This is a genomic window from Halocalculus aciditolerans (assembly GCF_014647475.1).
In the GTDB taxonomy this organism is placed as follows: Archaea; Halobacteriota; Halobacteria; order Halobacteriales; family Halobacteriaceae; genus Halocalculus; species Halocalculus aciditolerans.
Genome location: NZ_BMPG01000001.1, coordinates 756,389 through 777,128, shown reverse-complemented (window position 1 = coordinate 777,128; position 20,740 = coordinate 756,389). Strand labels below are relative to the sequence as shown.

At 68.7% G+C, this 20,740-nt stretch carries 22 protein-coding genes; 12 read left to right on the top strand and 10 right to left on the bottom strand.

All coding sequences use genetic code 11. The features are described from left to right. Positions 1 to 40 precede the first annotated feature (40 nt). Both IEY26_RS03930 and carB read left to right on the top strand, forming a co-directional pair. The gene (locus IEY26_RS03930; RefSeq protein ID WP_188976047.1) at positions 41 to 598 is read left to right on the top strand and encodes a DUF5815 family protein; all 558 of its coding nucleotides are present in this window, start codon (positions 41 to 43) and stop codon (positions 596 to 598) included. 187 nt (positions 599 to 785) lie between these two features. After that, a complete protein-coding gene (carB, locus tag IEY26_RS03925; protein WP_188976045.1) occupies positions 786 to 4,028 on the top strand; it encodes a carbamoyl-phosphate synthase large subunit in 3,243 nt (1,080 codons plus the stop codon). 421 nt (positions 4,029 to 4,449) lie between these two features. On the opposite strand, the gene carA is transcribed toward carB, so the two are convergent. Further along, the gene (gene carA, locus IEY26_RS03920) at positions 4,450 to 5,511 is read right to left on the bottom strand and encodes a glutamine-hydrolyzing carbamoyl-phosphate synthase small subunit (RefSeq protein ID WP_188976043.1); all 1,062 of its coding nucleotides are present in this window, start codon (positions 5,509 to 5,511) and stop codon (positions 4,450 to 4,452) included. A gap of 97 nt (positions 5,512 to 5,608) precedes the next feature. Between carA and IEY26_RS03915 the strand changes: the two genes are divergently transcribed. The 5 genes from IEY26_RS03915 to IEY26_RS03895 all read left to right on the top strand — a co-directional run bounded on the left by IEY26_RS03915 (position 5,609) and on the right by IEY26_RS03895 (position 8,927). Continuing rightward, positions 5,609 to 6,022 carry an Lrp/AsnC family transcriptional regulator gene (locus tag IEY26_RS03915; RefSeq protein ID WP_188976041.1) on the top strand — a complete coding sequence of 138 codons (414 nt, stop codon included), beginning with the start codon at positions 5,609 to 5,611 and terminating at the stop codon, positions 6,020 to 6,022. A gap of 78 nt (positions 6,023 to 6,100) precedes the next feature. Next, positions 6,101 to 6,361 carry a hypothetical protein gene (locus tag IEY26_RS03910; protein ID WP_188976039.1) on the top strand — a complete coding sequence of 87 codons (261 nt, stop codon included), beginning with the start codon at positions 6,101 to 6,103 and terminating at the stop codon, positions 6,359 to 6,361. Positions 6,362 to 6,946: 585 nt separating this feature from the next. Continuing rightward, the gene (locus IEY26_RS03905) at positions 6,947 to 7,588 is read left to right on the top strand and encodes an isopentenyl-diphosphate Delta-isomerase (RefSeq protein ID WP_188976037.1); all 642 of its coding nucleotides are present in this window, start codon (positions 6,947 to 6,949) and stop codon (positions 7,586 to 7,588) included. 29 nt (positions 7,589 to 7,617) lie between these two features. Continuing rightward, positions 7,618 to 8,028 carry a desampylase gene (locus IEY26_RS03900; protein WP_188976035.1) on the top strand — a complete coding sequence of 137 codons (411 nt, stop codon included), beginning with the start codon at positions 7,618 to 7,620 and terminating at the stop codon, positions 8,026 to 8,028. Positions 8,029 to 8,252: 224 nt separating this feature from the next. After that, the gene (locus tag IEY26_RS03895; RefSeq protein WP_188976033.1) at positions 8,253 to 8,927 is read left to right on the top strand and encodes an SDR family NAD(P)-dependent oxidoreductase; all 675 of its coding nucleotides are present in this window, start codon (positions 8,253 to 8,255) and stop codon (positions 8,925 to 8,927) included. Between the two features lie 13 nt (positions 8,928 to 8,940). Here IEY26_RS03895 and IEY26_RS03890 read toward each other — a convergent pair whose 3' ends face one another. Together IEY26_RS03890 and IEY26_RS03885 are read right to left on the bottom strand one after the other, a co-directional pair. Then, on the bottom strand, positions 8,941 to 9,180 hold the full coding sequence (locus tag IEY26_RS03890) for a hypothetical protein (protein WP_188976031.1): 240 nt from the start codon (positions 9,178 to 9,180) through the stop codon (positions 8,941 to 8,943). Then, entirely contained in the window at positions 9,180 to 10,220 is a 1,041-nt protein-coding gene (locus IEY26_RS03885; RefSeq protein ID WP_188976030.1) for a zinc-binding dehydrogenase, read from the bottom strand. The genes IEY26_RS03890 and IEY26_RS03885 overlap by 1 nt, the downstream gene beginning before the upstream one ends. Positions 10,221 to 10,292: 72 nt before the next feature. Here IEY26_RS03885 and IEY26_RS03880 point away from each other — a divergent pair, with 72 nt between their 5' ends. After that, a complete protein-coding gene (locus tag IEY26_RS03880; protein WP_188976028.1) occupies positions 10,293 to 11,102 on the top strand; it encodes a MogA/MoaB family molybdenum cofactor biosynthesis protein in 810 nt (269 codons plus the stop codon). A gap of 52 nt (positions 11,103 to 11,154) precedes the next feature. After that, positions 11,155 to 12,432, top strand: coding sequence for a sodium:calcium antiporter (locus tag IEY26_RS03875; protein ID WP_188976025.1), 1,278 nt, complete (start codon positions 11,155 to 11,157; stop codon positions 12,430 to 12,432). On the opposite strand, the gene IEY26_RS03870 is transcribed toward IEY26_RS03875, so the two are convergent. Beyond that, positions 12,429 to 13,658, bottom strand: coding sequence for a cation:proton antiporter (locus IEY26_RS03870; RefSeq protein WP_188976023.1), 1,230 nt, complete (start codon positions 13,656 to 13,658; stop codon positions 12,429 to 12,431). The genes IEY26_RS03875 and IEY26_RS03870 overlap by 4 nt on opposite strands. Positions 13,659 to 13,747: 89 nt before the next feature. Here IEY26_RS03870 and IEY26_RS03865 point away from each other — a divergent pair, with 89 nt between their 5' ends. Together IEY26_RS03865 and IEY26_RS03860 are read left to right on the top strand one after the other, a co-directional pair. Further along, the gene (locus tag IEY26_RS03865) at positions 13,748 to 14,464 is read left to right on the top strand and encodes a 5-formyltetrahydrofolate cyclo-ligase (protein WP_188976021.1); all 717 of its coding nucleotides are present in this window, start codon (positions 13,748 to 13,750) and stop codon (positions 14,462 to 14,464) included. A 112-nt stretch (positions 14,465 to 14,576) separates the two neighbouring features. After that, positions 14,577 to 14,810, top strand: coding sequence for a hypothetical protein (locus tag IEY26_RS03860; protein ID WP_188976019.1), 234 nt, complete (start codon positions 14,577 to 14,579; stop codon positions 14,808 to 14,810). Positions 14,811 to 14,815: 5 nt separating this feature from the next. On the opposite strand, the gene IEY26_RS03855 is transcribed toward IEY26_RS03860, so the two are convergent. From IEY26_RS03855 to IEY26_RS03845, 3 genes are read right to left on the bottom strand one after another with little or no spacing between them, the layout of a single operon-like run. Further along, a complete protein-coding gene (locus tag IEY26_RS03855) occupies positions 14,816 to 15,136 on the bottom strand; it encodes a cupin domain-containing protein (protein WP_188976016.1) in 321 nt (106 codons plus the stop codon). A gap of 30 nt (positions 15,137 to 15,166) precedes the next feature. Further along, complete coding sequence (locus tag IEY26_RS03850; protein WP_188976014.1) at positions 15,167 to 15,490, bottom strand: DUF7126 family protein; 324 nt, start codon at positions 15,488 to 15,490, stop codon at positions 15,167 to 15,169. A gap of 53 nt (positions 15,491 to 15,543) precedes the next feature. After that, positions 15,544 to 16,365, bottom strand: a complete 822-nt coding sequence (locus tag IEY26_RS03845; protein ID WP_188976012.1) for a formate/nitrite transporter family protein — start codon at positions 16,363 to 16,365, stop codon at positions 15,544 to 15,546. A gap of 135 nt (positions 16,366 to 16,500) precedes the next feature. Here IEY26_RS03845 and IEY26_RS03840 point away from each other — a divergent pair, with 135 nt between their 5' ends. Next, positions 16,501 to 17,301, top strand: coding sequence for a hypothetical protein (locus IEY26_RS03840; protein ID WP_188976010.1), 801 nt, complete (start codon positions 16,501 to 16,503; stop codon positions 17,299 to 17,301). Positions 17,302 to 17,538: 237 nt separating this feature from the next. Here IEY26_RS03840 and guaA read toward each other — a convergent pair whose 3' ends face one another. From guaA to IEY26_RS03825, 3 genes are all read right to left on the bottom strand, one after another. Then, a complete protein-coding gene (guaA, locus tag IEY26_RS03835; RefSeq protein WP_188976008.1) occupies positions 17,539 to 18,456 on the bottom strand; it encodes a glutamine-hydrolyzing GMP synthase in 918 nt (305 codons plus the stop codon). Beyond that, on the bottom strand, positions 18,456 to 20,096 hold the full coding sequence (locus IEY26_RS03830; RefSeq protein ID WP_188976006.1) for a CTP synthase: 1,641 nt from the start codon (positions 20,094 to 20,096) through the stop codon (positions 18,456 to 18,458). The genes guaA and IEY26_RS03830 overlap by 1 nt, the downstream gene beginning before the upstream one ends. Positions 20,097 to 20,177: 81 nt before the next feature. Beyond that, on the bottom strand, positions 20,178 to 20,639 hold the full coding sequence (locus tag IEY26_RS03825) for a cupin domain-containing protein (RefSeq protein ID WP_188976004.1): 462 nt from the start codon (positions 20,637 to 20,639) through the stop codon (positions 20,178 to 20,180). Positions 20,640 to 20,740 lie beyond the last annotated feature (101 nt).

Below are 20,740 nucleotides of genomic sequence, written 5' to 3'. Positions count from 1 at the left end.
GAACCGACGTGATTTTGCGGCGCGCGACTGGAGTAAGAGTATGAGCGAGCCAGGCGTCCCGAATCCCGAGGAGGACGGCGGGCGCGAGGAAGGCGGCGTCGAGTTACCCTGCGGAGAGCGCATCGAGCGGGGCGACCTCGACCTGGGGATGCGGGAGTTCGGGTGCGCGTGCGGGGAGACGCACGCGGTGGTGATGGATATGCATCCCCTCGGTCGGTTCTTCCCGGAGGACGTCGTCGACGTGCTTCGGGAGGCGGTGGAGCCGAGCGAGAAGGACGAGTTCGACGAGTTCTCGACGGTCCACCTGATGGGTGCGGTGCGCGAGGAGTTCCCGGAGGACGTCGTCGCGGTCGACGCGAGCGCGAACGGCGACGTCGGGTACGCGGCGGCGTGGGTGGCGGATTTCGACGCGCGCACGCTCCACGAGTACGCGGTGGAGTTGATGGTGGAGCTGATGGAGCACGCGGTGAGCCACGGGACGGAGGCGTCCGCGCAGTCCGAGTTCGAAGCGCAGATGGCGGAGTTCGACGCGGCCGCGTTCGTCGAGGAGTACCGAGCGGAGCGGGATTGGGACGCGGACCGGGTCGGCCCGCGCTAGGGGTCGGAGGTCGGCGAGGGAGGTCGGTTCGAGTTTTCGGTGGTGTCGTATGGCGGAGAGCGGTGCGTGTGGTCGTCTCAGCGGGGTTCGCGGGTCACGCCCACCGTCGTTACGATTTTCGTAATAGGGTTTCGATACGCGGAAAATTTCGCACCGCTTATTACGATGTGCGCACCAGGTGGTGGTAATGAGCGCGAGCGACGAGCGGACGATTCTCCTGATCGGCAGCGGACCGATACAGATCGGGCAGGCAGCGGAGTTCGACTACTCGGGCGCGCAGGCGTGTCGCGCCCTCCAGGAAGAGGGCGTCCGCGTCGTCCTCGTGAACTCGAACCCCGCGACCATCATGACGGACCCCGAGATGGCCGACGCCGTCTACATCGAACCCATCACGACCGAGGCCATCGCGGACGTCATCGAACAGGAGAATCCTGATGGCGTGATCGCGGGGCTCGGCGGACAGACGGGACTCAACGTCACCGCCGAACTCGCGGAGGAGGGCGTGCTCGACGAGTTCGACGTCGACATCATGGGGACGCCGCTCGACACCATCTACGCGACGGAGGACCGCGACCTCTTCCGCCAGCGGATGGAGAGCCTCGGGCAGCCCGTTCCGAAGTCGACGACCATCACGCTGGACGAGGGCGAGACGACCACCGAACTCGACGAGGACGCCCTCCGCGGGCGCGTCGACGACGCCGTCGACCAAGTGGGCGGCCTCCCCGTCATCTCCCGGACGACCTACACCCTGGGCGGCTCTGGTTCGGGCGTCGTCGAGGACATCGACGAGCTCTACGAGCGCGTCCGCAAGGGCCTCCGCCTCTCCCGGAACTCGGAGGTCCTCATCACGGAGTCCATCTCCGGCTGGGTCGAACTCGAGTACGAGGTGATGCGGGACGCCGGCGACTCGACCGTCATCATCTGCAACATGGAGAACATCGACCCGATGGGCATCCACACCGGCGAGTCGACGGTCGTGACGCCCAGTCAGGTCATCCCGGACGACGGCCACCAGGAGATGCGGGACGCAGCGCTGGAGGTCATCCGCGACCTCGGCATCGAGGGCGGCTGTAACATCCAGTTCGCGTGGCGGGACGACGGCACGCCCGGGGGCGAATACCGCGTCGTCGAGGTGAACCCGCGCGTCTCCCGCTCCAGCGCGCTGGCGTCGAAAGCCACCGGCTACCCCATCGCTCGCGTGACGGCGAAAGTCGCGCTCGGCAAGCGCCTGCACGAGATCACGAACGAGATCACGGGGGAGACGACGGCGGCGTTCGAGCCGGCCATCGACTACGTGGTGACGAAGGTGCCGCGCTGGCCCATCGACAAGTTCCCGGAGACGGACTTCACGCTCTCCACGGCGATGAAGAGCACGGGAGAGGCGATGGCTATCGGGCGGACGTTCGAGGAGTCCCTGCTGAAGGCGCTTCGCTCCTCGGAGTACGACCCGGACGTCGACTGGGGGGCGCTCGACGACGACGAACTCGACGCGCAGTACCTCGAACGGCCGAGCCCCGACCGGCCGTACGCGCTCTTCGAGGCGTTCGACCGCGGCTACTCCGTCGCGGAGGTCGAGGCTCTGACGGGTATCGAGGAGTGGTATCTGGAACGCTTCCAGAACGTCGCCGAGGCCGCACGGGGCGCAGCGGAGGGCGACTTCACGGGCGCGGCGACGACCGGCTTCACGAACCACGAGATCACGGCGCTCGGCGGCGGCGAGTTCGCGGACGCGAACGCGTCGTGGATCCCGAGCAGCGTCGAAGACCTCACGACCGACGGCGGGTCGAAATCGACGGCGAAACCGTCCCCCATCACGGACGTCGAGGAGGCCGTTCCCGGCCGCACGTACAAGCAGGTCGACACCTGCGCGGGCGAGTTCGCGGCGCAGACGCCGTACTACTACTCCTCGCGGAAGCCGGAGTGGTTCAGCGGGCCGTTCGAGGGCGACGCGGCCGCGGGCGAACTCCGCGTCGACACCGACACGGACTCCGTCGTCGTCGTCGGCGGCGGCCCCATCCGCATCGGCCAAGGCGTCGAGTTCGACTACTGCAGCGTCCACGCCGTCCGCGCGCTGCGCGAAGAGGGCGTCGAGGCACACGTCGTCAACAACAATCCTGAGACCGTGAGCACGGACTACGACACCTCTGACGGCCTCTTCTTCGAGCCGGTGACGGCCGAGGAGGTCGCGGACGTCGTCGAGGCGACCGGCGCGAACGGCGTGATGGTGCAGTTCGGCGGGCAGACCTCCGTCAACATCGCGGAGCCGCTGGAGAACGAGATCGACCGCCGCGGCCTCGACGCGAGCGTCCTCGGCACCTCGGTGGAGGCGATGGACTTAGCGGAGGACCGCGACCGCTTCAACGCCCTCATGGACGAACTCGGCATCGCGCAGCCCGACGGCGGGAGCGCGACGAGCGAGGCCGAGGCGCTCGACCTCGCGCACGACATCGGCTACCCGGTGCTCGTCCGGCCGTCCTACGTGCTCGGCGGGCGCGCGATGGAGATCGTCCACAGCGACGAGGAGCTCGAACACTACATCGAGGAAGCCGTGCGCGTGAGTCCGGAGAAACCCATCCTCGTCGACGAGTTCCTCGACGGCGCGGTGGAACTCGACGTCGACGCCGTCTCGGACGGCGAGGACGTCCTCATCGGCGGCGTCATGGAGCACGTCGAATCCGCGGGCGTGCACTCCGGCGACTCCTCGTGCGTGATTCCGCCGCGGAGCCTCGACGACGCGACGATGACGCGCGTCCGCGAGGTCGTGGAGGACATCGCGACCGCGCTCGACACCGTCGGCCTCCTGAACGTCCAGCTGGCAGTGAAGGACGGCGAGGTCTACGTGCTCGAAGCGAACCCGCGCTCCTCGCGCACCGTCCCGTTCGTCTCGAAGGCGACGGGTGTCCCTATCGCGAAGCTCGCCGCGAAAGTGATGGCCGGCCAGACGCTCGCCGACCTCGACGTCGACGAAGGCATCCCCGACCAGTACAGTGTCAAGGAGGTCGTCCTGCCGTTCGACCGGCTGCCGGACTCCGACCCGCGTCTCGGCCCGGAGATGAAGTCCACGGGCGAAGTCATGGGGACCGCGGACACCTTCGGGAAGGCCTACGATAAGGCGCAGGACGCCGCGTCGAACCACCTCCCCGACGCCGGGACTGCCGTCGTCGACCTCGACGTCGACGGCTTCGAGGAGTACTACGACCTCGCCGAGTTCGACGACGTCTCCGACGCCATCAGAACCGGAGAGGTGGACTTCCTCGTCTCCCGCGACGTCGACGCGCTACAGACCGCCGTCGAGGAGGACGTCCCGTACTTCTCCACCGAGGCGAGCGCGAAAGCCGCGCTGGAGGCGCTCGCGCACCGCGGCGACGACCTCGACGTCCTCCCCGTCAGCCAGCGCCCCATCACGCACGCGAACTGGGGCGGCGAGTAACCCGCGGGCGACCCGGACCACGATTCGAAACGCGACCCGATTCGATCTTCTCTTTCCTACGCGACGGCGAGCGTCGCGGCCGCGGCGGCGACGAACGCGCCAAGCGCGTACCAGGGTTCGCGCTGGGGGACGCTGTCGCCGTGAGTCAGGCGGTCGCCGGCGTCGACGCCGGAGAGCGTGCCGTGAAGTTCGGTGTACGCGAAATGCGTGCCGTCGACGGCCGGGCGCTGGGCGAGCCGCGACTCGTCCCCGGAGGGCGTACGCGGCGTATGCGGGGCCGACGCGGTAAGCGTCCGCCGCGAATCGGAAGTGAACGGTGCGGGAGCCGTCGACGCCGCATCGGATGCCGGGACGAGCGACGAAGGACCACCGGCAGAGGAGGTGAAAGCCGAGAGCAGCGGCAGGAAGCCGCGCGTCGGCGTCAGTCGGCGGTGGCGATTTCGTGGTCGGGGTTCGCGAGGTCGACGACGTCGTCGAAGAAGTCGAGGGAGTCGTGGGGGCCGGGGTTCGCTTCGGGATGGTACTGGCGGGTGATGACGTCGAGGTCGGCGGAGTCGAGGCCTTCGGGCGTGTCGTCGTTGACGTTCACCTGCGTGACGTCGAGGTCGCCGGGGTCGGCGACGGTGTAGCCGTGGTTCTGCGTCGTCATCACGACCTTGTCAGTTCTCAGGTCGCGGACGGGCTGGTTCACGCCGCGGTGACCGAACGCCATCTTCTCTGTACTGCCGCCGAGGGCGCGCGCGATGACCTGCTGGCCGAGGCAGATGCCGGCGAGCGGGAGGGTTCCGACGTACTCTTCGACGAGGCCTTCGGCGGCTTCGAAGTTCGCGGGGTCGCCGGGGCCGTTCGAGATGAAGAGGACGTCGGGGTCCACTTCCTCGACGTCCTCGGGGGTGGCGTCGTAGGGGAGGACGGTGACGTCGGCGTCGCGGGCGGTGAGGGAGTCGACGATGGAGCCTTTCGCGCCGCAGTCGACGAGCGCGACGGACGGGCCGCTTCCCTCGTAGTGGACGGGTTCGTCGACGGAGACCTGCGCGCCGATGTCGGCGATGTCGCTCATGTGCGGGCAGGTGTCGAGTTCGGCCTTCGCGTCTTCCGGGGTGGCGTCGGGGCCGGCGGCGATGCCGACCTTCATCGCGCCGCGGTCGCGGATGTCGAGCACGAGGTCGCGGGTGTCGACGTGGTCGACGGCGGGCACGCCTTCCGCCGTGAGCCAGTCGGCGACGTCGTCGGTGAGTTCGCGGGCGACGACGGCGGATGGGTGGACGCGGTCGTCCTCGAATCGCTCCTCGCGGACGCCGTAGTTCCCGATGAGGGGGTAAGCGAAGGTCAGTACCTGGGCTTCGTAGGAGGGGTCGGTGAGGCTCTCCTCGTAGCCCGTGTATGCGGTCGTGAAGACGAGTTCGCCCTGGGCCGTGCCCGGAGCGCGGGTGCGCGCCTCCACGACGTCACCCGTCTCCAGTGCGAGGTAGGCGTCCGGCATTACGAGAAACGAACGGAGCCCCGAAGTATAAGCGTTGCTTTCGTAACTGGGCTACGAATTTCGTAATCTCTTTCGTGGTCGCCCGCCTTCACCCCACATGGACGACCTGGACCGCCAGCTCCTCAACCTCTTCCGCCGCGACGCCCGCCGCCCCTACACGGACATCGCGGACGAACTCGGCGTCTCGGAGGGCACCGTCCGGAACCGCGTCGACCGCCTCATCGACGACGGCGTCATCGAACGCTTCACCATCGACACCCACACCGGCAACGTCAAAGCCATGATCGAGGTGTCCGTCGCCGTCGACGTCGACACCCACGAGATGGGCGACCGCATGGCCGACTGGGACGAAGTCGACTTCGTCTGGCAAGTGTCAGGCGAGCTCGACATCGTCCTCGTCGTCGACGCCAGCGACACTCAGGGCGTCAACGATCTCATCACCAAAGCCCGCAACCAGGACGAAGTCGTCAACACGAAAACCCGCCTCATCCTCGACGAACGCATCGGCTGAGGATACTGTCTCGGGAGGAAGAGTCAGAAAGTGGCAATGACCCGAACGGATTTATTCAGAGGCACAGAACGTGGGGCTATGCCACAGAAGCGATTAGTGTTCCAGATTGTCGGGGCAATCGGTTCGGTTATTGTTGCAATAACAACACTATACATGTTGTATCTCGGCTATCAGATGTGGCAATCTCCACCGGTAATATTCACGAGAGAACACCCGATTAGTGTGGTCAAGGTGAGTCTCATGATCACAGAAGGACTAGTACTAATCATCGGTGCATACCTCACACGACAACTATTCTACTGGGCCGGTCTTCCGGAAACCTTCCAGAGCATGAAATAAAATGGAGCAGCGTGACGTACCTGGTTCTGAGTGGGAGCTGCGAGTCTTAGTACGAGTGCACGAAGCGTTTGCGGTTACGACGCTGATATACGTCTTCTCAGTTTTCTACCCCGGTAGTCAGACAGTCATCCGTGATATCTATTATGTAATCCCAGTCCCATTATTCGCGATGTATTATCTCTACCTGTCAGTGGCTGGCCCAGAATTAATCAGCCATCCATTACGTGTGGCGTCACTGTTGGCGATATCGTTTGTCACCGCCATTCCGATATATGTCATTCAGCCACCGATACTGGCGGTGTCGCGACCGATCCGGAAGGTCACTGCACTTATCCCCGAAGTATTACTGGCCGGAAGTCTACTCGTGTTGCTGGTTACGATATATGATACGTACTATCGCTCATAGCACCGCACGGTAGGCGCTATCCCTGAACGTTGGGCGGATACGTCGAGAGCGATTTAATGTTGGTTAAGCACCGGTTGTGGGTTTCACTGTGATAGAGAAGAACGGTTCCGGCGATGACGGGAGGGGGTTCGCCGACGTATCTCCAAAGGCCTAAAGCCGTGTCTCTCGCCTTAGGATGTATGAGTGACGCGAACGCGACGGAGTCGGACGCGCCCGCGGGTGTGAAGGGCGGGTCGCGGACGGGGGAGACGGCGGAGAACGCGGCGAAGGACGTCATCGCCGTCGACCCCTACGACGAGGACGAGGGGACGGCGAACCGGCTGACGGCGCACACGGGCGACGGCGTCCGCCATCGCGCCTTCACCTGTCTCCTCTTCGACGAGGACGGCCGTATCCTGCTCGCGCAGCGCGCCGCCCGGAAGCGCCTCTGGGACACGCACTGGGACGGGACGGTGGCGAGCCACCCGCGCCGCGGACAGAGTCAGGTCGAGGCGACCGAGGAGCGCCTCGAAGAGGAACTCGGTATCACGCCCGACCAGTACGACGACCTGCGCGTGACGGACCGCTTCGAGTACAAGCGCGACTACTACGACGAGGGCGTCGAGTGGGAGGTCTGCGCCGTCCTCAAGGCCACGCTCACCGACACGTCCTTCGACCGCGACGAGGACGAAGTCGGCGGTGTCCTCTGGGCGGACTACGACGACCTCTTCGAACACCCGCGCTACTACCGCCAGCTCCGCCTCTGCCCGTGGTTCGAGATCGCGATGAAGCGCGACCACGAGGGCGACGCGGACCCCGAGCCCTCCGGCGAGCGCTACTGACCGCGACGCGAATCCCGAACGCCCCGCGAATGCTCGTTCTCTCCGCTCCCGCGTACGCCGACGTGCTCGCACACGCGCGAGCGGCCGCGCCCGAGGAGTGCTGTGGGATTCTCGTCGGGACGCGGGACGGCGACGACGCCCACGCGATGACGGCTGTCGCGACCGAGAACGCCGCCGAGAATCCGAAGACGACCTACGAAATCCCGCCGGGCGACGTCGTCGACGTCGCTGACGACGCCGCGGAGAGAGACGAAGAAATCGTCGGGTTCTACCACTCCCACCCCGCCGGTCCACCCCACCTGAGCGAGACCGACGAGCGGGAAGCGACGTGGAAAGGCTATCACTACCTCCTCGTCTCGCTCGATGATTCGACGCCGTTTCTCGACGCGTGGCGCTGGACCGGCGACGCCTTCGCCGCCGACGCCGTCGTCGTTCGATAGGCCGGCCACACGTTCACTCCGGGTGGGACATCGAAAGGGGGCGGCGTCTCGCGTGGCTCCGAGCGACCCCTATCCACGAGCCTGCGAGTGGATATGTCGCTCAGAGCGCGCGAGAGGTCGCGGGCTTTCGGAAACGTCGTCGACGTAGACTCGGTTCTCGCTCACGCCACGCCTTCCTCGTTCGAGTCCGCAAGGCACGTAGGGAGTCGAGTCGTTTCGCGGGTATGGTCGAGACGTTCGAGAGTCTAGAGGGACAGGTCGCGCTCGTGACGGGCGCGAGCGAGGGGCTCGGAGCCGAAGTCGCCGAGCGACTCGCGGAGCGCGGCGCGGTCGTGTTCGCGGCGACGCGCTCGATGCTGGACGAACCGCCGGAAGAGACCGAGCACGTCGTCTTGGACGTGACGCAGGAGGGCGACGTGGAGGCGACGGTGGACGGCATCTTCGAGGAGGCCGGACGGCTCGACGTCGTCGTGAACGCGTACGAGGTGAAGGAGCTCGGGATGTCGGTGGTGGGCGAGCCGGTGGACCGGCTGGACCGGACGCTGGCGTCGAACCTCCGCGGGCCGATGCTCCTTCTCAAACACGCGCTCCCGCTCGTCCTCCAGAACGAGGGCGGGCGCGTCGTAAATGTCTCCTCGGCGATGGCGTCCGCGGAGATGGGGGAGAAATCCCCCGCGTACCGGGTGTCGAAGGCCGGGCTCGACGCGCTGACCGCGTATCTCGACGCGGAGTTCGGCGACGACGGCCTCCTCGCGAACGCCATCTATCCGCGAGAAGTCGCCGGCGAAGACGAGGGATACGGCGAGGAAACCGCCGAGGACGTCGTCTGGGCGGCGTCCTTCGAAGCGGGCGGGCCGTCCGGGAACGTCTACCGGGCGCGCGAGAACGTGAAGCGGTAACGCGACACCGGCGTCAGCGGACGGCGGACCAGACGCCGATGGCGGCGAGGACGAGGGCCGGAATCATGGGGAGGGCGACGAGGGTATCGATGTAGGGGAAGCCGAGGACGGCGATGCCGCCGCCGGCGCGGAGGTAGACGAGCGCGGGGACGAGGAGGGTGGCGAGGACGAGCGCGGCGACGACGAGCCACTGGGTGCGGTCGCTCATCGCCGTCGAGCCCGCGGTCTCCTCCGGTGCGTATTTAGATGCCATCAGTGCTCTTCGTCGGGGATTACGACTACTTTCCCAAAGCCTTCCCGGTTCTCGAGGAGGTCGTGGGCGGCGGCGGTCTCGCTCATCGGGAGGGTGTCGCGGACGTGAACCTCGAACGTGCCGTCCCAGACCTTCGCGAGGGCGTCCTCGGCTTCGCCGGGCGTCGCCATCGTGGAGCCGAGGACGGTCAGCTGGTTCCAGAAGATGCGGTTGATGTTCGTCTGCGGCTGGCCGCCGGTGGTCGCGCCGCAGGTGACGACGCGCCCGCCCTTCGCGAGCGACTTGAGGGAGTCCGACCACGTGGCCGCGCCGACGTGGTCGACGACGACGTCGACGCCGCGGCGGCCGGTGCGGTCGCGGATTTGGGCGGCGAAGTCCTCGGCCTCGTAGTTGATGGCGTGGTCCGCGCCGAGGTCGCGGGCGTAGTCGAGTTTTTCCTCATTCGACGCGGTGGCGTAGACCTCGCAGCCGGCTTCCGCGGCGATCTGGAGGGCGGCGTGGCCAACTCCCCCAGAAGCGCCGAGGACGAGGACGGACTCGCCGGATTCGATGTCGGCGCGCGTGTGGAGCATGCGCCACGCGGTCTGGAAGACGAGCGGCGCGGCGGCGGCGGTCGTCCAGTCGACGTGGTCGGGGACGGCGACGAGGTTCTTCGCGGGGAGCGCGGCGCGCTCGGCGTGGACGCCGCGGACGTGTTCGCCGAGGATGTGGTACTCCTTGCAGAGCGGGAACTCGCCGTGCCGGCAGAACTCGCACTCCCCGCAGTAGACGCCGGCGGAGACGGCGACGTGGTCGCCGGGTTCGAACGCGCGGACGTCGTCGCCGACCTCGACGACTTCGCCGGCGGCGTCGCTCCCCGGGATGTGCGGCATCTCGAGGTCGAGGCCGGGGAGGCCGCGGCGCGTCCAGACGTCGAGGTGGTTGAGCGCGCCCGCCTTCACGTCCACGAGGACGTCGTCGGGGCCGACCTCGGGATCGGGGAACTCGCCGTACTCGATGACGTCGGTGTCGCCGTGCTCCGTGAACTGAACGGCCTGCATACCGTTCGATTCGAGCGACGCCGACAAAACTCTGTGGCAGACGTTTTCACGCCCGGCCGCGAACGCCGACGCATGACCGACCACGCCGACGGCGACCACGGAGACAGCCACGAAGGCGGCCACAACGAGAGGGAGCACGACGCCCACACACGCGAAGACGGCGAGCACGACGGCCACAGTCGGAGCCACGACGGTCACGGCGGCAGCGGCCACGGCGGCGACGACCACGGCGGCGGGCACGAGCATCATCACCACGACGTCGCGTCGGTCGGGGTGGGCGTGGTGACGGTGTCGTCGTCGCGGACGCTGGACGACGACCCGAGCGGTGACGCGATCGAGGCGGCGTTCGAGGGCGCGGGCCACGAGGTGAACACGCGCGAGCTCGTGCACGACGACTACGACCGCGTGCAGTCCATCGTCGACCGGCTAGTGCGACGCGACGACGTGGACGTCGTGGTGACGACGGGCGGGACGGGCGTGACGCCGGACGACGTGACGGTCGAGGCGGTGCGGCCGCTCTTCGAGAAGGAGCTCCCGGGGTTCGGCGAGCTCTTCCGGCGGTACTCCGAGGAGGAAGTCGGGACGCGAATCGTCGGGACGCGCGCGGTCGCGGGTATCGCCGACGGCGTCCTCGTGTTCTGCCTGCCGGGGAGCGAGAACGCCGCGACCCTCGGTGCAACAGAAATAATCGTTCCCGAAGCCCCGCATCTCGCCGGGCTGGCGGCGCGAGCGGACGAGAACGAAAGCGACGACGACGACGGCGAGAGCGAAGGCGGAGACGAGGGCGACGGCGAGAGTGAGGGCGGCGACGAGCGCGACGGCGAGGAGGCCGGGGACAACGAGGGCGGTAGCGGTGGCGGGAGCGACGGCGGCGAGGAGTGAGCGGTCGCCGTCGAGCCAAGAGTTATCCGGCGTCCGGTCGTCGCCCCGGGCGATGACGCGTCTCCGACACCCACTGGTCGCACTCGCCGGGGTCGTCGCGCTCACGGTCCCGTGGCTCGCCGTCGTCGCGCTCGGCTGGACGAGCAGTCTCGGCACGGTCGCGGTCGTCGCGGCGAGCGGGGTCGCGGTGGTCGGTGCGGCGTTCGTGTTGACGTGGGCGGCGGAGACGGCGGAGCGCGACGTGCCGCGGTCGTTCGCGCTCGCCGTGCTCGCGGTTATCGCGGTCGCGCCCGAGTACGCCGTCGACGCGCTCTACGCGTGGGAGGCCGGCGCGAACCCGGGATCGCCGGCGTCGGTGGCGGCCGCGAACCTCGCCGTCGCGAACATGACGGGCGCGAACCGCATCCTCATCGGCCTCGGCTGGTCGCTCATCGCGCTCTACGCGATCTACCGGGCGGCGTCCGGCGGCGACGACGCGATTCGCCGGCGCGAGGGCGTGTTCGCGGACGCGGTCGCGCTCGACGAACGCATCTCGGTCGAACTCGTCTTCCTCGGCGCGGCGACGGTCGTCGCCTTCTTCGTCCCGCTCGGCGAGGGAATCGACGCCGTCGACGGCATCGTCCTCGTCGCCATCTACGCGGCCTACGTCGCCGTCATCCTCCAGGGCGAATCGAGCCACGAGCGGCAGCTCGGCGTCCCCGGCTACCTCCAGGGGCTCCCGCGCGCCCGCCGCGTGCTCGCGATGCTCGCGATGTTCGCGTTCGCGGCGGCCGTCATCCTCCTCGCGGTGAAGCCGTTCGCGCGCGGCCTCGAAACCCTCGGCCCGCGCTTCGGCGTCTCCTCCTTCTTCATGATCCAGTGGGTCGCGCCGCTCGCGAGCGAGAGCCCGGAGTTCATCGCCTGCGCGTACCTCGTGCGGAAGTTCCGGACGACGCCCGCGTTCAACGCGCTCATCTCCTCGAAGCTCAACCAGTGGACGCTCCTCATCGGCACGCTCGTCCTCGTCTACAGCCTCTCGCTCGGCTACTACGGCGCGCTCCCGTTCGAGGCGCGGCAGGCCGGCGAGATATGGATCACCGCCGCGCAGAGCTTCTTCGCGCTGACGCTCCTCGTGAACTTCGAGGTGAGCGTCCGGGAGGCGCTCGCGCTGCTCGCGCTCTTCGCCGCCCAGTTCCACCCGGTCTTCCAGACCTACGAGGGCTTGCTGGCGTACAGCGCGCTCTACGTGGTGCTCGGCGTCGGCGTGCTCGTCGCGCGTCGCCACTACCTCCCCGTCGTCGTCGAGCGCGCCAGAGCGTACGCGACCGGCGACGGACCGGAGGCGACCTAAGGGTTGTCGGGGAGGCGGGCGAGCGCGCGGCGGAGGAGCGGCGGGGTGAGGACGGTCGTGGCGATGGCGACGGTGACGACGACGGCGTAGAGCGCCGGGGAGAGGACGCCGAGGGTGAGCCCGAGCGTCGCGACGACGATTTCCATCGCGCCGCGGGCGTTGAGGCTGACCGCGAGACAGACCGTCTCCGCGCGGGAGAGGTCGGTGAACGCGGCACCGAGCGCGACGCCGAGCGCTTTCGAGGCGACGGCGACGGCGAACGTCGCGACGGCGACGCCGGCGACGGTGGGGGTGAGGAGACCGCCGAGGTCGACGCGGAGCCCGGCGGTGGCGAAGAAGAGCGGGCCGAAGAACGCGAGGGTGACGACCTGGAGGACGCGTCTGGCGTCGTCGTCGAGTCGCCGACCGGCGACGACGCCGCCGGCGAACGCGCCGAGGACGGCTTCCAGGCCGGCGGCCGCGGCGGCGAGGGCGGCGACGAATCCGACGAGCGTGACGACCGAGAACCCCGTGAGGGCGGGCGAGCGCGAGGTCGAGGTCGCGCGGAAGAGCGCGTCCACCACGCGGACGCCGGCGGTCGCCGCGACGAGGACGAAGGCCGCGAGGACGACGACCGTGCGACCGAGGCGGCCGGCGTCGACGCGTCCGGCGAGCGCGATGTCGGCGACGACGGCGAGGGCGACCCAGCCGGCGGCGTCGACGACGGCGGCGACGGTGAGCGTCTGCTGGCCGACGCGGGTATCCAAGGCGTCGAGCGAGGCGAGGACGCGGACGGCGACCGGGAGCGCGGAGACGCTGAGCGCCGTCCCCAAGAAGAGCGCGAGCGCGAGGCGACCGGCGGACTCGGCGAGGACGGCAGCGGGGAGCGCCCAGGCGAGCGCGAACCCGGCGAGGAAGGGGACGCCGAAGGCACCGAGGGCGAGCGCGGCCGTCGTCGCGGCGTCGCGTCGGACCGCGGCGGCGTCCACTTCGCTCCCGGCGAGGACGACTAGGAAGACGAGGCCGAGCGCCGACAGAACGACGAGGGAGTCCGGGACGGGGACGAAGTGCGCGGCGACACCGGGCGCGGCGACGCCGAGGACCGCGGGACCGAGGACGAGGCCGGTGACGAGCTCGCCGACGACCGGCGCGAACCCGAGTCGGCCGGCGAGCACGCCCAGGAGGTGGGCGGCGACGAGCACGCCGGTGACCGCGGCGAGGAGCGCGACGGCGGAGTCGGCGACCATACTATACTCGCCTGTCGCGGGGGGCGGGCTTGAAACTCCCTTCTCGACGCGAACGAATCGTTTTACGCGTGGCCCGCGGAACGGGGGGTGTGACGAAACAGGACGTCCGCGAGCGGGTGTGGGAGGCGCTGGAGTCGTCGGGCGCGGCGCGGTTCCCGTTCCCGCCGCACGGCCGCATCCCGAACTTCGCGGGCGCGCGGCAGGCGGCGGACCGGCTCGCCGAGACGGACGCGTGGCGGGCGGCGGACGTCGTGAAGGCGAACCCGGACGCGCCCCAGCTGGCGGCGCGGCGGCGCGCGCTCCGCGAGGGGAAGACGCTCTACATGGCCGTTCCGCGGCTCCGAGCGGACGAGGCGTTCTACGAGCTCGACCCCGAGCGTCTCGACGCGGCGGATTTCGACGCCGCGCCGACCGTCTCGCACGTCGCGCAGTACGCCGACACGGTCCCGCTCGACGAGGTGCCGCACGTCGATTTCGTGCTCTCGGGGAGCGTCGCCGTCACCCGCGACGGCGCGCGCGTCGGAAAGGGCGAGGGGTACAGCGACATCGAGTGGGCGATACTCAGCGAGTGCGGCCGCGTGGACGCGGCGACGACGACCGCGACGACCGTCCACCCGCTCCAGCTCCTCGACGCCGGCGACGTCGCGCCGGACGCCCACGACGTCCCGATGGATTTCGTCGTCACGCCGGACGAGACCATCGAGACGAACAGTCCCGACGAGCGCCCGTCGGGCGTGGACTGGGACGCTGTCGACGCGGAGCGCCGCGAGGAAATTCCGATACTCGACGCTCTCCACGAGGCGTAGGTTGATACGGGAGGGCGCGGCGAACCACGGTCGTGCATCGACAGCGAGCGGGACGCGGACCGTGGGGGCTGGCAACACACTTAGCGTGGTCGGGTGCGAACGAGCGCGTGTGATGGGGGCGGCCACCGACGCGCTGGCGGACGCGCTCGCAGACGCGGACGGCGAGCCGCGGTGCGCCGTCTGTCCCGCCAGCGCGGACTTCTACCTCTACGCGCCCGGCCGCGTCAGCCGCTTCGTCTGCTGGGAGCACGTCAGCCCGTACGCCGCCGAAGTCGACCCCGACGACCTCCCCGAGCCCGCGGCCGGGCACGCGCTCGACCGCCCCGTCGCCATCCCGCTCGACTGAGTCGCCTACTCCATCGCTCCCATCGTCGCCGTGAACACCGCAACGTCACCGCCCTCGTTCCGCGCGCCGTGCGGGACGCCGCGGTCGAAGGCGGCGACGCCCGCCGCGGACACGCGTTCCGTTTCCGCCTCGTCGCCGCGGACGACGACGACCTCGCCGTCGAGGACGTGGAAGACGTTCGTCTGGTCGTCGTGTTCGTGAGGGTCGACGACCGCGCCGGGGCCGAGCGCGAACGCCTTCACCAGGAGGTCCGGCGAGTAGTGGAGTTCCGTCGTCACGACTTCGCCGGCGCTCGCGTCGGTCTCGATTTCGTCGTACAGGTCCATACCCGGCTTTCCGCCGGGCGGGAGAAGAAGCTACGCCTCGCGGGTGAGCTCTTCGGCGACCGTCTCGGGGTCGAGGAGGTTCGGGTCGATGGCGAAGTCGAGGCGCGCGCGCACGAACTCCGGCACGGTGTCCGTCGAGTAGACGACGGTCGTCAGGTCGGGGTTCTTCTCCAGCGCGACCGAGACGGCGGTGGCTTCCCCGACGTTCGTCACGACGAGCAGGTCCGCGTCCGCGATACCCGCCGCTTCCAACGCGTCGCCGCTCCCGATGCCCTCGATGCGTTCGACGTCGACGCCCGCCGCCGCGAGCGCGTCCCCCAGCCCCTCGTCGGGTCCCACGATGACTGCCTTCATACCACTCCTGTACGCGAGCGAGGGGAAGTACCTAACGAACCACCGGAATCGCGTCAGTCGTCGAGGCCGCGAACGACGTAGCCGTACTTCAAGAGGGCGACGAAGACGGAGCCGCCGACGGCGTTCCCGACGACCGCGACCCCGAGCACCGCCGCGACCTCGGCGGCCGTGATTGTCGGAGCGACGAGCGCCGCGGCAGCGAGTTCGACGACCCCGGCGACGGCGTGCGGGAGGTGCGCGAAGCCGATGACGGACGTGACGAGGACGACGACGGCGAGTTGGGTCGCGGAGTCGCGGACCGCGGTGACGAGCCAGGAGAGGAGGCCCATGAGCCAGCCGGCGAGCACCGCCGCCGTCAACGTCACCGCCCACGAGTGCGAGAGGAAGGGCCGAGCGAGGTGGACGAACGCGGCGGCGTCCGCGATGCCGTAGGCGGGCGCAGTGGCCACCATCGCGGCCGCGAAGAGCGTGCCGCCGACGACGTTCCCGGCGTAAACCGTCCCCCAGAGCCGGAGGAGCGAGCGGACGTCCGCCTCTCCGGTCAGAACGGGGATGACGGCGAGCGTCGTGTGCTCAGTGAAGAGCGCCGCGCGCCCGAGGACGACGAAGACGAATCCGACGGCGTAGAGCGCGCCGAGCGCGAGGTCGAGCGTCGGCGTCGCCCAGACGCCGGCGGCGGCCGAGTAGAGCGCCGCCATGAACAGCGGGCCGAACCCGATGTCGAGGCCGGCGGACACCCCCGAGAGGAAGAGCCCGTCGAGGGGGCGTCGCAGTTCGTCCAACCCGAGGTCGAGTTGCGCGGCGAGCACCGCCTCCTGCGACAGCACGTGGTCGGTCGGGGCGTCGACCGCCGCGTCGGTCTCAGTCCCGGACATACCTAGAGGACATCCCTCCGGCTTCCAGTGGATTACGGCCGCCGCGACGCGTGCCGAGAACTCGTACTCGACGGTCACCTCGACTGCGAGACCGCGTGGAGAAAACTTATTCCGGGGACGACGATCGCCTAGAACGTGCATCGCCGCGCCCTCCTCCGCGCCGGCGCGCTCGGCCTCGCCGCCGCCGTCCCCGGCTGTTCGACCGACGAGACCGAGCCCGAATCGGCGACGACCACGCCCGAGAACGCGACGCCGACGCGAGCGACGCGGTCCACCGCCGACGCGCCGGCCGTCGACGCGTCCGCGATCATCGCGCGCGAATCCATCGTCTACCCGCTGCTGGACACGCTCGACGTCGCCGGCGCGGACGAACAGTACGTCTTCGCCACGCTCACCGCGACGGGAGAGCCGGACGTCGACGCCTTCGAACTCGCCCTCGACGGCGACGTCGTCGCACAGGGTGAGACACGGCTCGGAACGATGAGTCCGACCGGCGGCCGCCCACGAATCCGCGGCCTCGGCCCCGCCTACGACGGGTCGTCGGATACGGGCTGGGTCGGCTTCGCGCTCCCCGAGCGAGTCGAGGCCGACCGCGGCGAACTCCGCCTCGCCGACACCGACCGAGCCTGGTCGCTCCCCGACGGCGTCCTCGCCGATCTCACCGCGCCCGCGCCCGACTTCCGCGACGTCCTCACCGTCACCGACGAGGGCGGCGGCGAACTCACCGTCAAAGCCGCCGTCTGGAACCGCGGCAGTCGAACAGAGACCTATCGCGGCTGCGTGAACGTCGCCGTCGCCGCCTCCGAAGCCTTCGAAATCGACGTCCCGCCCGGCGAGCGCCGCGAGTGGACGTGGACGCACGACCGGACGGGGAGCGGCACCGCCGTCGTCCGCGTCCAGACCGTCGCCGGCACCACCAGCAAACGCGTCGGCTGACCGGCAGTCAACGGCCACACAAGACGACGGACGTCGCCGAGGTGAACGGTGGCGATAGCGGTAAGCAGAGCGGTGAGGGAGCTGAATCGGTTCACAGGGCGGTTGCGGAGCGGTCGCGGGGCAGTCGCTCTCGGGCGGGCGCACCCGCGAACGAGCGGAGCGAGTTCGCGGCAGTTTTTGGTCCAGATTTTTCCTCCTCGGGTCGGCTTCGCCGACCCGAGGAGGAAAAAGGTGGAGTTATTCGTATTCGATGGTCGCCGGCGGCTTGTGCGTGACGTCGTAGACGACGCGGGAGACGTTGTCGATGGTGCCGGCGATGCGGGATTGGAGGCGCTGGAGGGTCTCCCAGTCGAGTTCTTGGGCGCGGGCGGTCATGCCGTCGCGGGATTCGACGGAGCGGACGGCGACGACGTGGCCGTGCACGCGGTTGTCGCCCTTGACGCCGGTCGCGCGGCCGAGGACGGCGGCGAACGCCTGCCAGGGCTCGTACGCTTCGAGTTCCTCTTCGACGATGGCGGTGGCTTCGCGGGCGACCTCGACCTTTTCTTTGGTGACTTCGCCGACGATGCGGACGGCGAGGCCGGGGCCGGGGAAGGGCATGCGCTCGGCGATAATCTCCTCTAAGTCGAGGTGGCGAGCGACGTCGCGGACCTCGTCCTTGTAGAGGTCGCGGAGCGGCTCGACGATGCCCTCGAAGTCGACGGCTTCGGGGAGGCCGCCGACGTTGTGGTGGGATTTGATGTTGCCTTCGCTCTCGATGCGGTCGGGGTAGATGGTGCCCTGAACGAGGTAGTCGGCGTCGACCTCGTTGGCGACGCGTTCGAACTCGCGGATGAAGCCCTCGCCGATGACCTTGCGTTTCTCCTCGGGGTCGGTGACGCCGGCGAGGCGGTCGAGGAAGCGCTCCTCGGCGTCGACGACGCGGAGGTTCTCCATGTAGCCGAAGACCTCCTCGATCTCCTCGGTTTCGCCCTTCCGCATGAGGCCGGTGTCGACGTAGACGGGGTAGAGCTGGGTGCCGACGGCTTCGTAGGCGAGCGCGGCGGCAGTGGAGGAGTCGACGCCGCCGGAGAGCGCGATGATGGCTTTGGAGTCGCCGAGTTCCGCGCGAATCTCCTCGGTGGCGTCGGCGACGAAGGATTCGACGTCGACCATCAGGCCTCCACCTCCTCGCGGTCCGCGGCCTGCTCAAGCGCGGCTTCGACGAGGCCGACGAACGGCGGGCTCGCGCGGCCGGGGCGACTCCGGTATTCGGGGTGGAACTGCGTCCCGAAGAAGAACGGGTGGTCGTCGTATTCGAGGATTTCCATGCGGTTCCCAGCCTTCCCGGAGAAGGTGAGACCGTCGGCTTGGAGGTCGTCGAAGTACTCGGGGTTCACCTCGTAGCGGTGGCGGTGGCGTTCGGTGCAGGAGTCCGCGCCGTAGACGTCGTGGGCGAGCGTCCCCGGTTCGATCTGCGTCTCGTGCGCGCCGAGGCGCATCGTCCCGCCGAGGTCCTCCAGGTCGTACTGCTCGGGGAGGAGGTCGATGACGGGGTAGGGCGTGTCCTCGTCGATCTCCGCGGAGTGCGCGTCCTCCCAGCCGAGGACGTTCCGCGCGTATTCGACGACGGCGAGCTGGAAGCCGAGGCAGAGCCCGAGGAAGGGTTTCTCCCGCTCGCGGGCGTGCCGGACTGCTTCGATTTTCCCTTTCGTGCCGCGGGAACCGAACCCGCCGGCGACGACGACGCCGTCCGCCTGTTCGAGGCGGTCGGTGTGCTCGTCGTCCATCTCCTCTGAGTCGACCCAGTGGACGTTCACGTCCACCTGCTCGTGGAGGCCCGCGTGCTTCAGCGCCTCGTGGATGCTGATGTAGGCGTCCTCTAAGGCGTATTTCCCGACGAGCGCGATGTCGACTTCGCCCTCCGTCTCCTGGGTGACGAGGTCGCGCCACGCGGAGTCGCGTTCGCCCGCGGGGAGCGCGCGGTCGTCGATGGCGAGTTCGCCCATCACGTACTCGTCGAGGCCTTCCTCGTCGAGCATGAGCGGGACGTGGTAGATGTCGTCGACGTCCGGATTCGAGAAGACGGCTTCGTTCGGGACGTCGCAGAAGAGCGCGATTTTCTCTTTCGTGTCCGGTTCGAGCTTCTCCGGGTTCCGCCCGACGAGGACGTCCGGCTGGAGGCCGATACTCCGGAGTTCCTTGACGGAGTGTTGGGTCGGCTTCGTCTTCTGCTCGCCGTTCTTCGAGTTCGGTACGAGCGTCACGTGGAGGAAGAGGAGGTCCTCTTCGTCCTCCTCGTGGCTGAACTGCCGGAGCGCTTCGAGATACGGGGCGGACTCGATGTCCCCGACCGTCCCGCCGATCTCGACGATGCAGACGTCGTTTCCTTCCGCCGCCTCGCGAACGCGGCGCTTGATGTCGTCCGTGATGTGCGGGATGATTTGTACTGTCTTCCCGAGGTAGTCGCCGGCGCGCTCGCGCTCGATGACCTCCTGGTAGACCTTTCCGGTCGTGACGTTGTGGTCGGAGGTCATGTCGATGTCGAGGAACCGCTCGTAGTTCCCGAGGTCGAGGTCGACTTCGCCGCCGTCCTTGAGGACGTAGACCTCGCCGTGCTGGTACGGGTTCATCGTCCCGGCGTCGACGTTCAGGTACGGGTCGACTTTCACGGCGGTGACGTCGAACCCCGCGTTCGAGAGGAGTCGGCCGAGGCTCGCGGCCGTGATACCCTTCCCGAGGCCCGACATGACGCCCCCGGTGACGAAAACGAACTTCTCCCCCAGTGATGGGTCGTATCCGGTGTCCGTCGGCATACTGATTTTCCGGAAGATGCCACCAAAACGTTTCCGGAGCGCACCCGGAGTGCTCCGGTCTGACACACGTCGAGGAACCGACTACGACGACCCGGACGACCCGCACTCCGGACACTCCAGGGACATCCCGTCGTCGCCGAAGCGAACGGCGAGCGCGTCGTGCCCGCACTCCCCGCACGACGACGGCACGCGAACCTCGGTGGAGGGGTTGGGCGCGCCGAGCGCCAGCGCCTCCACGCCCTCGTCGGCGTCTTCGGGGACGAACCCGTGCTGGTACTCGCCGGGCGCAAATCGGACAATCTCGCCCGCGCCGACCGAGACGTCGTCGCCGTCCAGGCGCTCGAACACCGCGGTCCCCGACTGCACGTAGAAGACTTCCTCCTGGTCGAGGTGCGCGTGCATCCCGCCCGAAAAGCCCTCGCCGGGGTCGAGCGAGTAGAACGCGAGGGAGACGTCCTCCGTCCCGAGCGCCTCGGTGAGCGAGTAGCGGTTCGCGTCGGTCACGCTCGCGTCCGCCGCGTCGTCGACGGCTGTCTTCTCCATACGCCGAGACGGCGGGCCACAGTGAAGAAGGTACGGCCTACTCTTCGGGGATGCCGATGCCGCGTTCGCGGTCGTAGACGATGAACTGCCCGGCGGCTTCG

Bases quoted from the DNA above. Each gene is read 5' to 3' on its own strand.
- IEY26_RS03875 (WP_188976025.1), top strand. From the start codon at position 11,155: ATGACGCGTCTCCGACACCCACTGGTCGCACTCGCCGGGGTCGTCGCG.
- carA (WP_188976043.1), bottom strand. From the start codon at position 5,511: ATGCCGGACGCCTACCTCGCACTGGAGACGGGTGACGTCGTGGAGGCG.
- IEY26_RS03870 (WP_188976023.1), bottom strand. From the start codon at position 13,658: ATGGTCGCCGACTCCGCCGTCGCGCTCCTCGCCGCGGTCACCGGCGTG.
- IEY26_RS03825 (WP_188976004.1), bottom strand. From the start codon at position 20,639: ATGGAGAAGACAGCCGTCGACGACGCGGCGGACGCGAGCGTGACCGAC.
- carB (WP_188976045.1), top strand. From the start codon at position 786: ATGAGCGCGAGCGACGAGCGGACGATTCTCCTGATCGGCAGCGGACCG.
- IEY26_RS03915 (WP_188976041.1), top strand. From the start codon at position 5,609: ATGGACGACCTGGACCGCCAGCTCCTCAACCTCTTCCGCCGCGACGCC.
- IEY26_RS03845 (WP_188976012.1), bottom strand. From the start codon at position 16,365: ATGTCCGGGACTGAGACCGACGCGGCGGTCGACGCCCCGACCGACCAC.
- IEY26_RS03890 (WP_188976031.1), bottom strand. From the start codon at position 9,180: ATGGCATCTAAATACGCACCGGAGGAGACCGCGGGCTCGACGGCGATG.
- IEY26_RS03880 (WP_188976028.1), top strand. From the start codon at position 10,293: ATGACCGACCACGCCGACGGCGACCACGGAGACAGCCACGAAGGCGGC.
- IEY26_RS03860 (WP_188976019.1), top strand. From the start codon at position 14,577: ATGGGGGCGGCCACCGACGCGCTGGCGGACGCGCTCGCAGACGCGGAC.
- IEY26_RS03850 (WP_188976014.1), bottom strand. From the start codon at position 15,490: ATGAAGGCAGTCATCGTGGGACCCGACGAGGGGCTGGGGGACGCGCTC.
- IEY26_RS03885 (WP_188976030.1), bottom strand. From the start codon at position 10,220: ATGCAGGCCGTTCAGTTCACGGAGCACGGCGACACCGACGTCATCGAG.
- IEY26_RS03900 (WP_188976035.1), top strand. From the start codon at position 7,618: ATGCTCGTTCTCTCCGCTCCCGCGTACGCCGACGTGCTCGCACACGCG.
- IEY26_RS03905 (WP_188976037.1), top strand. From the start codon at position 6,947: ATGAGTGACGCGAACGCGACGGAGTCGGACGCGCCCGCGGGTGTGAAG.
- IEY26_RS03830 (WP_188976006.1), bottom strand. From the start codon at position 20,096: ATGCCGACGGACACCGGATACGACCCATCACTGGGGGAGAAGTTCGTT.
- IEY26_RS03855 (WP_188976016.1), bottom strand. From the start codon at position 15,136: ATGGACCTGTACGACGAAATCGAGACCGACGCGAGCGCCGGCGAAGTC.
- IEY26_RS03895 (WP_188976033.1), top strand. From the start codon at position 8,253: ATGGTCGAGACGTTCGAGAGTCTAGAGGGACAGGTCGCGCTCGTGACG.
- guaA (WP_188976008.1), bottom strand. From the start codon at position 18,456: ATGGTCGACGTCGAATCCTTCGTCGCCGACGCCACCGAGGAGATTCGC.
- IEY26_RS03910 (WP_188976039.1), top strand. From the start codon at position 6,101: ATGCCACAGAAGCGATTAGTGTTCCAGATTGTCGGGGCAATCGGTTCG.
- IEY26_RS03930 (WP_188976047.1), top strand. From the start codon at position 41: ATGAGCGAGCCAGGCGTCCCGAATCCCGAGGAGGACGGCGGGCGCGAG.